General features: G+C 47.0%; 11 protein-coding genes. All 11 read right to left on the bottom strand.

Annotated features, from left to right (window positions below; translation table 11 throughout):
- Positions 1-104 precede the first annotated feature (104 nt).
- Entirely contained in the window at positions 105-437 is a 333-nt protein-coding gene (locus tag SPTER_RS24440) for a DUF3870 domain-containing protein (protein ID WP_144353169.1), read from the bottom strand.
- Positions 438-593: 156 nt separating this feature from the next.
- Positions 594-1,262, bottom strand: a complete 669-nt coding sequence (locus SPTER_RS24435) for a GntR family transcriptional regulator (protein ID WP_144353168.1) — start codon at positions 1,260-1,262, stop codon at positions 594-596.
- 130 nt (positions 1,263-1,392) lie between these two features.
- Positions 1,393-2,784, bottom strand: a complete 1,392-nt coding sequence (locus tag SPTER_RS24430) for a sodium:solute symporter family protein (RefSeq protein WP_144353167.1) — start codon at positions 2,782-2,784, stop codon at positions 1,393-1,395.
- A 401-nt stretch (positions 2,785-3,185) separates the two neighbouring features.
- Positions 3,186-3,821, bottom strand: a complete 636-nt coding sequence (locus tag SPTER_RS24425) for a TorD/DmsD family molecular chaperone (protein WP_144353166.1) — start codon at positions 3,819-3,821, stop codon at positions 3,186-3,188.
- Positions 3,822-3,943: 122 nt separating this feature from the next.
- Entirely contained in the window at positions 3,944-6,703 is a 2,760-nt protein-coding gene (locus tag SPTER_RS24420; RefSeq protein ID WP_144353165.1) for a molybdopterin-dependent oxidoreductase, read from the bottom strand.
- A 38-nt stretch (positions 6,704-6,741) separates the two neighbouring features.
- The gene (locus tag SPTER_RS24415; RefSeq protein ID WP_144353164.1) at positions 6,742-7,362 is read right to left on the bottom strand and encodes a 4Fe-4S dicluster domain-containing protein; all 621 of its coding nucleotides are present in this window, start codon (positions 7,360-7,362) and stop codon (positions 6,742-6,744) included.
- Positions 7,363-7,407: 45 nt separating this feature from the next.
- Entirely contained in the window at positions 7,408-8,394 is a 987-nt protein-coding gene (nrfD, locus tag SPTER_RS24410; RefSeq protein WP_144353163.1) for an NrfD/PsrC family molybdoenzyme membrane anchor subunit, read from the bottom strand.
- A gap of 352 nt (positions 8,395-8,746) precedes the next feature.
- Positions 8,747-9,628 (bottom strand): LysR family transcriptional regulator, encoded by an 882-nt coding sequence (locus SPTER_RS24405; protein ID WP_170233429.1) that lies wholly within the window; start codon positions 9,626-9,628, stop codon positions 8,747-8,749.
- A 486-nt stretch (positions 9,629-10,114) separates the two neighbouring features.
- Positions 10,115-11,608: an S-layer homology domain-containing protein gene (locus SPTER_RS24400; protein WP_144353161.1), complete on the bottom strand. Its 1,494-nt coding sequence runs from the start codon at positions 11,606-11,608 to the stop codon at positions 10,115-10,117.
- A gap of 104 nt (positions 11,609-11,712) precedes the next feature.
- The gene (locus tag SPTER_RS24395; RefSeq protein WP_144353160.1) at positions 11,713-13,107 is read right to left on the bottom strand and encodes an MFS transporter; all 1,395 of its coding nucleotides are present in this window, start codon (positions 13,105-13,107) and stop codon (positions 11,713-11,715) included.
- Between the two features lie 81 nt (positions 13,108-13,188).
- A complete protein-coding gene (locus SPTER_RS24390; protein ID WP_144353159.1) occupies positions 13,189-14,541 on the bottom strand; it encodes an FAD-dependent oxidoreductase in 1,353 nt (450 codons plus the stop codon).
- Positions 14,542-14,608 lie beyond the last annotated feature (67 nt).

The raw sequence follows: 14,608 nt of genomic DNA, 5'->3' as shown, positions 1-14,608 counted from the left end.
ATTATACTTACATTTCTTATTTTGTTCAACTATTTTTTTCAATACGCTAACTGAAGCACAGTATGTCGTCAGTTGTTAGTGTATTTTACAAGATAGCCTGTAGGTTACGCATTTTTTCTGACCAGTTTTTTCTCTTTGGCCATCATATAGCGATTATGAATCATTTGCACTGCGGTAATAAGAGAACGCTTGGAGCCTGTATGCATTCTGCTTTCAATCTCCCCCAGTATTGTACTTACGTCTTTCTCCAATGATTTTCCTCTCACAATATCAGCTACAAAATCACTAGTCTGTTTACAATATACCGGCGTGGAACATTCCAGTATTGTTCCATTATTGCCGTCAACTGTCAATACTAATGATACATACTTGAAGTTTTCGTATATATCTGTTCCTTCCGGAAGCTGAGCATGTGCGGAAAATAGTAGTGTTTTCAATTACTCAATCCTCCCCGCGCTGGATGTTTCTGTTTGTTTCCTGGCCTGATTATTCATTTTTCAGATAATATAGTCTATACTATATTGCATATTTAAAATATAGTATAATAATTTTATTCTGTCAATATTTAAAATATTAATGAAACCGTTGATAGTTTAATCGCCTGTTAATTGTTCAATATAAAAGTTAAAGGTTTTCTTCCTATTTAATTCTAGCGCCTGGACTGCTTCATTTGCATTATATATTTCCAAAGCATTTAATATTTTCTTGTGTTGCTTAATATCTGGCTTTTCGCGCCAGATCCGAAGTTTAAATATGTTAATGCCACGCTCATTATGATCGGCAGCATCAGTTAATGCTCTGATTAAATAGGGAACATTGCAGAAGGCAAAACAATCCTCATGGAATTTTTTATGCCAGTCATAGTATTCCACTAAATTTTCCCTGCGCAACGCCGCTTCCATCTCATTTAGGTCCTGCTTAAGCCCCTGAATTCCATCGTCCGTAATATATTTAGCCGAAAGCCTGATCGCAATTAATTCCAGTTGCAGGCGAACATCCAGCATTTCTAAAAACTGCTCTTTCGATAACTGAGCAACATACAGTCCATTTCCCTGTTCTACCACAAAATTCTCGGAAACTAATCGTTTCAACGCTTCCCGGATCGGGCTTTCACTTACTGCCAATTCTTTAGCCAAATAGGTAATAACCAACCGTTCACCCGGGGCAAAATTGCCATTAACTATTGATCTTCTTATTTCTTTATACACAAGCTCCTGTTTTGTCCTAAATTCGAGTTTATTGATAAATCCCAATGTGATCATTCCTTTTAGTCCTCTGCTTATAGTTTATAAAGTCAGATTTCAAACGAATATTCTTTTTAAGACGTATAATTTTCAGACAATATATGCTATGGAAAATATAATATATAATTAATAATCTTGTCAAGACCAGCTAGCGTTCAGTTTGAACAGGCCTTCGGCCCCACATAATTCCAATTATTACTAAGATTGCACTCACCGCAATGCTGATGAACAGCGGGTTAATCGCCAGGTGTAAGACAGACTGAGCAATAATGGCGGCTAAGGTGCTTACAATCATGGAGGCAACCGCCCAGTTTGGTGTCAGGATCCCAGGGGCAAATATGGCCAGCGTCAGCGGTAGAAAAACACCGCCGCCGCGCAAGGCCATGGACATATAATTCCACTCCAGCACACTGGATTTTAAGTTGAGAATAGAGATAAGACAGGCAATAAAGGTCACAATTACGACAGTAGTGCGGTTTATCCATAGCACTGTTTTATTTTTAGTAATCTTCAGCAGGTCACAGCAGATGTCCTTGGAAATCATCGTGCCGATCCCCAGGGCCAGACCGGCAATGGAGCCAATTAAAGACAGCATGATACCGGCAATACCAATCCCGCCCAGCCAGGCTGGCTGATATTGCAGTAAATACATCGGTAATACCAGGATTGGCAAAACATCCGGATGATTGGCATGCATAAACATGCCAATCGCTACGGATGGCAGACCTACCGGAATGACAACCATGGCTGCGGTAAAAGCGCCAACCATGGCGGTGCGTGAATCGGCAGCCGAAAAAACCGCCTGAATATACGTTTGCGTACAGATAATCCCTATTATCAGTGAAAATAGGTTACCCAGCGCCATACCGGCACCATTGCCAAACAGGCTAAACCATGGAAAAGGAGGAAAAACTATGGCAAAATCCGGCAGTTCCCGCAACGCCAAACAGGCTGTCGCTCCGGCAACGAACAAGGTTACCCAGATAATAATAAGTTTCAGCATGCCCGAAACGCCGGCACCCTTCATACCGCCAAAGGTAACATAGGCAGCTACCAGCGTAATCAGAATCATCGCCGCCGGCCAGGGGGTAATCCCAAAGATGGCCGCGATGATCTGGATGCCGGGCAAGCAGCTCGCCACAGCACTGAATAAAATGCCAATAGAGGCGATAATACTGGCCAGCGGCCCGGCCGCCCGGCCATAATTAAGCACAAGATACTGGGGGATTGTTTCCAAGCCGGTGTTACGCAGAGGCCGCGCATAAAACAAGCCCATGATAATAAAGCCAATCCCCGACCCTAAAGTAAACCACCAGGCGGACAATCCCAGCGAGTAGGCCATTTGCGCTGTTCCCACCGTAGCGCCGCCGCCGATTACCGTCCCGGCAATGCTGCCTGAAATCAGTATCACTCCCGCTGAACGACCTGCCAGGCTATATCCTTCAGCTGATTTCATACTTCGCGCTGAATATATGCCGCTCCCAATCACAAGGACAATCGTGACAATTAGACCAATTAAATGTACAGAAGTAAATTCCATCTAGATCCCTCCGGAAGATTGATTAAGTAGCACCGCCTGAATTGGAGTATACTTTCTGAGCATGCAAAAAGCCCAGCTCACCGAAGGCAACGTCAATACACGTTGCTTTCTAATAAGCTAGGCTTAATTACTATATACTGAAATTTATTATTCCAATATCATATTTAAGCTACTCATGAAAGTCAATACTGATTTTATTATACTTAAGTTTCTTTATTAATTCAACCATTTCCGGCATCATTTTGCCACCGCCCTTAACTTATCATTAGCTATTGCCGCAAACCCGCCGTCCACGTACATGATCGGCTGGCGATCCCCACCGTGGCATTCACTTCGATGCCCAATATAGAGATTCAAATTATTAACCCAACTTTCCCATTCCACCTTTTGCGATCAGTTCATCAGAATTCCATCTCTTCCTGCATAAAATCCTTAAGCAATAAAGCGATGCCCCGATAAAAATCAGTTTGGGCATATCGCTCCATCTCTTGGGCATATTCTGAGGCCCACCGTCCCAAATGCTGCCGTAAAAAATTCTGAAGCATGCCCTGATAGTTCTTACCCTTATCCGCATCGCCATTTTTCAAGGCCTCAAGCTGACGTTCCAGCAGCAATTGGACAAAAGCAAGTTCCACCCCAATTTGTTCGCCGGGTTCGCACAACGTTTCACTTACTCCGCAGTTTAACCTGGCGTAGAATTGATTCAAGCTGCCCGTAACATTCTGCGGCGGCTCCTTGACATAAATCGATTCATACGGAGGGCGAGGCCCTCTTTTCGACATGCCGCGAATCAATCTAGACCGGTCAATCGCTATTTCCTGTAAAGTATTCTCTACCGCATTCGGCTGGTGTTTTTGCGCATATTGCCGAATCATCTGCATACCCCGGCTTTCCGTAGCGTCACTTGCAGATAACCCCAAAATTTGCTTGACAAAATCATGATCCGGCAAGGTTAAAAATACAGCATTAAAAAACCGGCAGCTTTCTATCCTTTTTTTCAACTTAACTTCCTGAGTCATCTCAATCTCCTGAGCCATTATATTTCCTCCTTTGCAAGCGGCCCTCTCAACCCGTTGTGTCGGCTACCCCGGAAACGCCTGCCGCCCGGCCGTTTAACCCGCTGTATGTGCCGATGCCAGTCCCCCTTTTCCGGGTTGTCCTAGCGGCTCGCCGATTTTTTCCCAGGCAGTGCTGATGCTTTATAAACCTTAACAGCAATGGTAAATTCAACTGCCCCGTCAATCGGATCAACATAGCCTATTGGGGCACCCCAAATATCGTTATAGCTGGTATCATTCACCAAGTCCTTTCCCAGCCAGCGTGTTTTTCGCCCGAGGGTTCCTCCGATGCCAATCGTTTCCGGATGACAGCGCTGTGTCAGATAGGCTCTTCCTTGTGTCTTCCCGAATTGAGATTCAACAACGATCAGATCACCTTCATTAATTCCCTTTTTTCTGGCGGTTTCGGCATTGATCAATACCGTATTAAATTCCGGGTGGTATTTTGAACTCCAATCTCTGGTAATGGGGTTTTGATCCATCGAACCCATGCGGTACAAGAACATGGGCATACGGAAGGTAAAGCTCGACATATCGTATTCCGGCGGATGGTTAAAGATCGGTCTGAGACTATCATCAGGATAATAAGGCACAGCCGTGTAACGACGCCTTAATTCATCCAGAGAGACTCCCACATATTTCTTCGTATCGACCCCTGCTTTTTGAATTTCGGCAATGAGAAAATCACCGCTGTGTTTCTGGGACATCAGATAAATCGGAAAGCGGGTTTCTTTATCTCTGTGCGAAGGGTATAAGTCTGCATTGGATTTCATCCCGTGCGTAGGGAAAAACCGATGCTCTTTCAGGTAATTCAGATCAATGCCGAGTCCGCTGCTCTTTAAATTAAGATCCCACATCTCCATGATGGTGTATTCCTTATTTACATCCAGTTGATAGCGCGGATCTTTAAATTTAGGACTGCTCGGGTTCGGAATACCGACACAGCCGTTTTTATTGACCCAGTCATTGAGAGCCGGCAGGAGGCCTGCCTCTTTCAGGATTTTGATCAGGACGTCGTTGCCATTCATCGTGTTATATAAACGGCCAACGCCATTCTTCCAGATAATCCCTCTGTGCTTGGTATAGAAGTCCTTTTCTCCCGTGGTAAACGTGGCTTCAATGCCGGGAAATAAATGCAGCGAATCCTCTTCCAAGGCTGCGCCCTCAGGCAATAACAGATCCGACATCATCGCCATTTCATCCATATGGTAGCAGGCATGGTAGATAATATAATCAAATTTGGTTAAGGCCTCGATTGCAATATCCGGGTCACCGCAACAGGTAACAGGATTGGCGGCGGATGAAAACAGCACGGTCGGCTTATAATCAAACCCCCATGCTTGCGGATCGCAGATAACACGAAGCATCAGCGCATTGGTGGAATGCCTGTGCGGGAAAAAATCATACAAATCCAAATACTGCGGCGGCCAATGAAAACTGGTAGCCGTCGTGGCTTCGGAAATGGGTTCAACGACACCGTCGGCATTTCTTTTATAAAGAGCCGAACCAGTAGAAGTGATCCCACCCGGATAGCCAATATTGCCTAAAAGCATATTCAGAACACGGCTGAAGCAATCAATCAATGTGCCATCGACATGATTGGATACACCGCGGCCCAATATTACAGATGAGGGCCGGTACGGCATGACTTGTCCGTCAATATTAATAGTACTGCCGATTTGCGCGTAGTCAACGAGCTCAGTCGCAATTCGCCGCAAGGTGTCTGCAGGAATAGCGGAAATCCCGCTGGCCCATTCAGGCGTAAAGTTCTTGAGGCTTTCTTTAAACAAGGTAAACGCCGGCCGAACTTTTTCCCCCTGCCAGGCGAAACTGCCTTCCAGGGCCGGATCCTGCAGGCTAATGTCATCAAAATCTTTCATACTTTCGCTGGCGGCATCCCAGATTTGAGGTTTTCCGCTGCTGCCGCGGGCGTATTCGCCCTGGCCATTAATCAGATAAGGCGCATTGGTTCTCCGTTTGACAAAATCAATATCAAAACGGTTTAACTCATATAAAATCGTATGCAATAACGCATAAATAATGGAAAGGTCCGTTCCCGGTCTGGAAGGAATCCATTCGCCTTTGCCGGCTTCAATATTACAATAAGGGCCGATTACTACACTGTGCAGGCCGTTTTCCCAGGCATAAGCGGCGCCTCTGGCGTCTCCGTTAGCGCCGCCGATATCAAGCCCCAGCCCCTTCCCCAAAGCAACGATATATTTCACGTGGGCGGCATCATAATTGACCGTAGGGAAGGCCGTCATTGTCAGCGCTCCGCCGTAGTGAACCGCGCACTGCTGACCTTTGCAGCTGCTTGCATTGGGCGTGCCAAAAACGGACTTGGCCCAATGTCCATGACCAAAGGTGCCATGAGAACACTCGTAGGCGGCAAATCCATAAAAATGCACGAGTTCGCGCGGATCGCGGTCATGGACCTCCTTTAATTTCTGCCCCGCAATTTGGATTGCCTCCTCCCAGGAGATTTCCACCCACCCCGGGTCTTCATTCATCCCTTTCTTGGGATTGGTTCGCTTCATGGGGGCTTTAATACGATAGGGGTTATACATATTCATTATTGCGCCCTTGCCGCGGGCGCATAAAGTGCTGCGGTTGGTCGTGCGCTCCGGATCCCCTTCAATATTCGTCACAACACCGTTTTCTACGGTAACGATATTGCTGCACGACCCAACTGCCATGCACATGTGGCAATACCCTTTATATTCCTTCTTCCCCTGGGGAACCGGACTGCCTTCAGCCCAAACAGCGGCAGTTTTTAAAGCCAATTCCCCGCCACTTAAAGAAGCTGTCGCAGCGCTGTCAACCTTTATTTTTTTTAAAGATTCTTTTATGCTGCTCAACATTTCAACCACTTCCTTCAGAAATATTTCTATTTGCTTCCTTAAAATTCACCCACATAATATACGGAAGGCTTAGTCCCCAACTCCGAGTGCAGGGGAACCGCATCCTTCTCATGAATCTGTTTGACCAATTCGCTGTTCGGATCATCCAGATCACCGAAAATACGGCAGTTTACTATACAAGTCTGAACACAGGCCGGCTGCTTGTTTTCCTGTAAACGACCGACGCAAAACGTGCATTTGCCTACTGTCCCCGGCCGATGGCAATCGGCCTTGGCCAAAGCAAAGGGCGTTGCCTCCTGACCCTTACCCCAATAGGGATTATTGATAGGAGTACTGAAGTTGAAATGGCGCGCACCGTATGGACAGGCAATAATACAAGCCTTGCAGCCAACACATTTATCGGCATCTACCAGTACCAACCCATTTTCATCATAATAACTGGCTTTCGTCGGGCACTCCTTGACACAGGGGGCATCGGCGCAGTGCATGCACGCCATGGGAATGTGGCGCCTTTTAGCGAAAGGATAGCGGCCCACCTCTTTATAAAACAGGTTGCCCCAATACGTCTGATGAGGCGTACCTTGTTCGATCTTACAAGCTATGACACAGGCTCCGCAGGCACTGCATTTATTCAAATCGATCAACATTCCGTATCTCATTTTTTGTCTACCTCCTAATCCGTTGCAACCGGGTTCAGTCTTGCATTACTCGGTTCTCACATTCGTTAAAACCGGACCTAGAATCGCGGGTGCGCCTGTACCGTCTTGTCCGCTGTAAAGCACCAGGTTACGCATGATCGCGCCGCCAAAGATGACAAGTAAGGCGGCAACCGCCTCAGCTATTGGGTTGGCGAAGAAAAAAAGGATCAGCGGCAGCACGGTCCCGAATAACATAAACCCAATTTTAAACAGCGCCGCATAGCGGCCGCCCCTTGTCCATCTGCGGGCGGCCTCGGCCTCCTGTTCGGTGGTGCCGGTAATTTTAATCCATATATAAGCCGCCCAGAGGATAAACTGGCTAAAAAGCAGCGCTGCCAGCAGCAGGGGCAACCTTTCCAGTACGCCATTGGCAACTGCCGGCAGGATTAAACCGCAAACAATGTGGGCAGCAATTCCGGTTGCCAGCGAAGACAGCAAAAACAAGGCCATTAACCCAGGGCCGTTCCATAACGGGCAGGATTTAAGCCTGCCCAGTAAGATGCCAGGATAAATAGCGACTACCAAGCCCGTGATAATACAGAGTACGGCTAAAACTTGACGCAGTGCCGCCAATCCGCGCCAAGGCAGAGTTTCGATGCCGAAGGAAGCGGAGGCAAAGCCGGAAACAATAGGTAAAATTTCGATTCCGAAGTAAGCGGAGATAAGGCCGGGAGCAATAGGCAGAAATTCGATTCCAAAATAAGCGAAGCCGAAAACAATACAAAGGGTCATAGTCCAGGCTCCCTTAGTAAGCATCGCCTGGGAATTTACAAAAACCCGCCAGGCCTGGAAAGGACGGCCGAGTTCAAAAGTCAGCAGTCCTGCACCACAAGCAACAAAAACAGGGCCCATAAAATCACCCAAAAGAGAAGTCTTGCCAGCCCCCAAAAACAAATCAGCTATTCCGGCAATGACCAACATACTGGCACCCATACCGCCAAAAAAGAAGTCTAATGCCAGCATCCAACCCCATGAATTATGGTTGTGACTCATTTCATTTACACCTCCAATTTCTATTCCGGTTAAATACCCGCGGAGTTGGATTGACAGCCTTTACCGCCGGCTTGCATATCCGACTTCGCCGGCCAATCCTTGTTAACCCCTGCGATGAACTCTGCAATATTTAGCCGAACATGATCCTTAAAATTCAAAAGTTAACCATTATCTACTCTTATATTAACTAATTTTTCGGAGTCTGCGAATTGTGATTTTTGAGTTTCATTATTCCGAAATTGCATAACGAAACTGGAACTATCGCCAAGACAGAGTCGTTCTATTCACTTGCACAACTAAAGTATTAATCCACCTGACAGCAATTTATAAATTGCTGTCAGGTGGATTAATATCAGAATGTAATAGAATCAAGCAGTTTTAAGAAAAGTTGGATAGCAGGATTTGTATTTGCTGTTTTCCAAGTAATAACAACGTCAATTTTCGTATTATCCCCTTCTATGCTCCCAAACCATAGATCCGAATCCGTCGATTCCATATGGCGGGACAGTATAGCAATACCTAGCCCTGTTTTCACCATTAGCAATGCATTTTCCGGAAAAGAATACTGTTTAATAATATTTGGTGAAAATCCATTTGCCATACATAATTCAATTACACGCTTGAACATTCCGGGAGATTCTCCTTTTCCTGCAAAAATAAAGGGTTCGTGTGCTAAATCTGCAAGTGAAATTACCTTTTTGCCGGCAAAAGGATGGTTCTTAGGCAAAACTATAGCCAGAGAATCCCTGTACAATGTTTTCGAACTATATCCTTTTTCTGGTTGGTCAAACAACAATGAAAACGCGATATCTATTTCTTCGCGCTTTAATGCCTGCGCCAAGGCCCCCATATTATATTGATCCAGCTGTAAAGAAACATTGGGATACATTGAACGAAATTGGGTGATTAAGTCCGGTAAAAAAATTTTTACTGCTCTCTCAAGAAAACCTACCCTCAACTCTCCCACAATACCGGACAACATCTGATTAATTTTTCTTATAGCCTCATCATACTTGGCAACGACAGCGGCAAATTCATCCCGCACAAATTCGCCTGCAGCTGTAAGCTGCACCGATTGGGTATCCCGAATAAACAGCTGCACTCCCAAAATTTTTTCCAGATTCGCGATATGCCTGCTAAGAACAGATTGCGAGACATACAATCTGCTTGCCGCCTTACTGAAATTCAATTGTTCCGCTAAGCAGATAAACTCTTTCATCAGACGTATATCCATAAAATTCCTCCCAGGCTGAAAGAATACCATAACAAGTTGTAACATACTTGTTATAGTTTAGCAGTAAAAAAGGGGTTTGTAATTAATTTTTTTGCCATACTCTCCAATAATGCCTGATTTGAGCCATCAAAAGAATGCTGCTGATCTTCGTTCCTGGTACTGACCCGACAATACGCACAAACACGCAGTTTTTTTATTCGTTTTCCGTTTCGTCGAAGCCTCTGGTTGCCTTAATTGTTGTTATTATTTCATTCATTGCTCCTCTCCATTCCGCTGTTTGGGGGACATGCATAGCATGTGGTATTCGCTTACGCAACAAAGAAACCCCAAGCCCGTACCAGCTTGGGGTTTTTTCGTTGTAAAGATTTAAAGCATTTCTCCGGCAGCAAAGCGGACAGCTTCCACAGCCTGTTCAATTTCTTCGGCAGTTGTAAAATGGGATGGGCTAAAACGGACGGTACCCTGCTCCAGAGTCCCCGGTTTTATTTAGTAGAAGAATTCAAATTTTACCTGAGTGTTTTTATCCAGGCTGTCGCTGTTCAGACCGGCCAGAGTTTTGTTCTTGAGTTTAAAGTCGGCATATTCCAGGGACATAAGGACATTCTTGGCAATAACCTTCTGGTATGCCAAGCTGAGACACTTTACGTTGTCGGAGGCTTTGGTGAAGGCGTTCAGCTGAGTGGCGTAGGCCACTGTACCGGTGTCCCAGCCGCCGGCGCCGGAGGGGCTTACACCCGCGTCAAGCGAACGATACGATACCATCCAGGCATCGGTACCCACCTGGACCGGATTGACCAGGTTAGCTGCCCCATATATCACATACGGGCTTACCTTGCTGTTGGTCAGTTGGAGGAACCAGCCCTTGGGGTTAGACGAAATGGCAAACGGGCCGGAAGCAACGTTGTTATCCAGCGTGGTGGACATGTAGTCGCCAAACAGTTTGTAATCACCGACCTTGGCGTTAAAGCCGACAATCCAGCCTTGGGAGCGGTCAAACATGGTCACAGGATACGACGCAGCAACGTTCATGGTGGTCCGGCCACCAGGAATGTCGGCCCAGTAGTAACCGGCTTTCATGCCGAAGTTGTCAGTTAGTTTGAAGGCTAGCTGGCCGTTGGTCAGTGTTCTGGCATCGCCGCTCCCCGGCAAGCCTGTACCATCAATCGGAACGGAAACACCGGGATTGCCTGCAGCATTAGTAATCGCGTTGGCGTTCCATTTCACGTTGTTGACAGCGCCGGTGAAGGTAACATTAGGCCCGAATTGCTGGTCAAGCCGGAAGCCGTCGACGCCGATGGCTTTGCCGAGGATGCCGTGGCCGACGCTATCCAGGGGAAAACGGCCGACGCGCAGGCTGTCGATGCCGAGGAAATTCTTCGCGGTAATGGCGAAAAGGTCGATGCCGACCGCTGAGCCGGAGTTGCTGATACCTTCATAAGCGCCGAATTTGTTGCCGCCGACAGTGGTCAGACGACCGTACCAGGAAACATTATCATTGACAGTGCCCCAAAACTTGAGCCGTTGCCGAAACTCGAAATTGTCGGAGCCATGGAGTTTGGCGTTGCCGGTCTCGCTTGCCGGGCTGTTGGTTACCCAGCGGAGGCGGGTTTCGCCGCCGATCCAAACGTTCTGTTTTGCTTCGACTTTAGCCACCCGGACACCCAGGCTGTTAAGTTCCGCCTCGAACTCAACCGCCAGTTTGTCAATGAGCGCCTTGCTGACGGCGTCGGCTTGGTCAGCTTTCGCGATGGCTTTGTCGATGATTTCAGCCATTTCATAACGGGTCATGTTGCGGTCGCCTCTGAAGGTGCCGTCGCCATAGCCGTCAACGATGCCGGTTTTCGCCAGGATGGCTACCGCGTCATAAGCCCAGTGTTTGGCCGGAACGTCGACGAACGGGTTAGCCGGAGCGGCCAGCGCAGTGGCGCCGCTGCTTAGAATAAAAACGGGCGCAAGCAAAGTTACGAGAGTTTTTTTCATCAGTTTTTTCCTCCTTATGTTTTATTGACAAACTATTCCGCCAATTTATCAATTGCTTCATCGCTTCCACAGACTTGAATCAATCCATAGATAGATTGTTCTTATTATTTCTTGATTTCAAGCTGGCCGGCGTATAAAGGCGCGAAATATTTATCATACTGTCTGCCTGTGATATAGCAGAGAACTGAAACGATGAACATCGGCACAGCGATCATTAGCGTTACCAATAGTGACATTTCCAATTGAGTTGCAAGCAGGAAGCCGCCGATCAGCGGGCCGGCGATGGCTCCGAGTCTCGCCACAGCGAAGGCAGTGCCGGCGCCTTGATTTCTTATTGCCGGCGGATATATGTTAGGGGTGAGTATGGTTACAGCCATGTGCGCGCAGTTGATCAGGAGGCTGCTTAAGCAGTACAGGCCGATAAATATATTTTCTGTTGCTCCACCTAAAAAACAAACGGTAATTCCGCCGACGGTATACACGATCCAGCCTCTTCTAAGTCCAATTTTGTCATAAAGAAATCCGCTGCCCAGGACAGCAAGTACACCAAAAACCATAGCGTTTCCGGATATAAATGCCGCCGTTGAAACCGCATAACCTTTCATAACGATTAGCTGCGGTCCCCAAGAAAGGAAAAAAAGAAGTGTTATATTACTGATGCCGTAAAAAGCCCACACCGCCGGAGTCATCCATTTCAGTTTTCCGGCAAAAAGATCTTTGGTAGAATGTTTCTCCTGATTCGTTGTGCCTGCAGTTGAGAACACAGTGTCTTCAGTAATTTGGATATTGGGATCTATCTGTTTGACTATTGTAATAAGATTTTCCCTTTGTTCCCTGGTTTTCCACTTTACACAAAGCCATCTGGCCGATTCAGGCAGGAAATAGTGCACCAAAATTATCACTACCAAAGGAACAATAAAGCCTACAATAAAACACGCACGCCAGCCGAAAGTCGGTAACAAAAAGCCTGCTATATATCCGGCAAGCATTGAACCTAAGACATTGCCCGTATACATAACAGATAAATACTTTCCTTTTCCTTTTATTGGCGCGCATTCGCTGGTCAATGTAATTGCGACTGGAATTGCGCCGCCGATACCGAAACCGGCTATTACACGCAGCAGAATCAATTGAGTAACGTTTTGAGAAAAGAATATAAGTAAGGATGCAACAGTAAAAATACTTGCCGTAAGAATAAGAACTTTTTTTCTGCCGATCCTGTCTGCAAGCGCACCGCATACCAACGCCCCGAAAAAATAGCCGATAAAGACGGCCGAAAATACCCCTCCGAATACGGCGGGGCTAACACCCCAATCCTGCATAATTGCCGGTGCTACAACCGCCATTATTCCGAACTCATATCCATCCATGACCATTACAGCGCCACACAAAATAATGGTCATCAGCGATACCTTATTCAACTTGGAATGATCAATAAGTTTTCCGACATCGACTTCCGAAGCCCGCGCGGCAATTACATTGGTATTGTTCCCGTTCATGCTGCTTTCCCCCTTTTATGATATAGATAGGCGGAGCTGATGGTCCGGCTCCGGCTGATACCGGAGCCCTGCGGATAGAAATTACTGGTCGTATAGATAAACCCCCTGTGCTTTTAATGTTTGCTGGAGCTTTTTGATATCAACAGCACGCGGCTGTACTGCCGTGTTAAGAGCGATCGCGGCGGCTGTTCCTGCCGCCTCACCGAGAGCGATGCAGTGGGGTATCCAGTTTGCCTCCTCGTTAGCGGTCTCCTCAGAAGAAAAGCAGCGGCCTGCGGCGAGAATACCGTCTACCGTTTCGGGAACGAGCGTACCGTAAGGTATTTCTATCCTGGGGTACTCTTCCATTCCGCCGAGGGTGGGCATTACTGCAATAAGATCATCGCGCCCGGTACGGTGGGCAATATTGTCCATGGTCAGCCTTTCAACCCCTTTAAGTCTGCGGCTGCCCCGGGTACCAACCTGAGAGGCAAAATCATACAAGTATGCGTTCTCCATCCCGGGAAACTGTTCGCGAAAATAGGTGATAATCTTTAGCGCGGCGTCCGTCATCGTAAAAGCGGTTTCCGTTAGCCCCTGGATACTCATGCAGTTACGGGGAATCCAGTTGTTGATCCAGATGATGTCGTTGCGGTGGGATGAAAACGGCCACAGCGAAAATCCCACCAGCTGTTTTAGTTCACCAAGGTTGCCGCCATTTGCGTGTATATCGAGAATCTCCAGATTGGTTTTATAAAACGTTTCGGCGAAGCGGTCATAATCAACGCCAGCGAGTCGGAATACAAGAGCGGTGTTGCTTGTACGGGAAGTGGCAAAGGTCGATAGCTCAAAATCAGCACCGGCCGAGGCGAAAATATCACCATCACCGGTGCAATCTATGGTTACTTTGGCGAGAATAGCCTTGCGGCCTTCCTTGCTCTCAAAGATCACACCCTTTACAGTTTGTTCTTCCATGACGGCCTGACAGCCCCAGCAGTGGCAGTATACGGTAATACCATAATCCCTCACCATTTCATTTAGGACTATTTTTAGCATTTCCGGGTCCACGTTAACTCCGTAGCGGACATTAGCTAAACCGAAAACATTGTGGTGACGGTATTTTTTCAGCACTTTTTCATCTGTGGACCCAACTTCCGATTTGTCGGGTCCGAAAACCCCATTTGGCTTTGACCGCAACCGGTCAATCCATTCGTCCATTATACCGGCAATCAGCTGTTGGGGACCATCGCTAAGAAAGGGGATTGCAAGTACCTGTCCGCCGGTGGCCATGCCGCCAAGGTACGGATAGCGTTCCAGCAGTACGACCTTGCCACCGTGGTTTTTTGCTGCGGCGATCGCTGCCGTAACGCCCGCAGGTCCGGCACCCACAACTAAAATATCACATTCGCAATAAACCGGTATCTCGCGGGCTTGTTCTAGAACTGTTTTTGCCATCTCTCGTGCTCCTTCGTTTTTTCATTATTTTGAAACCTGGTATTATTCTAAAATAGACAGCGACAAT

Origin of the sequence: Sporomusa termitida, from assembly GCF_007641255.1 — a bacterium.
GTDB lineage: Bacteria > Bacillota > Negativicutes > Sporomusales > Sporomusaceae > Sporomusa > Sporomusa termitida.
The sequence above is the reverse complement of the archived record's forward strand: the minus strand, read 5'-3'. Positions and strand labels throughout refer to the sequence as shown.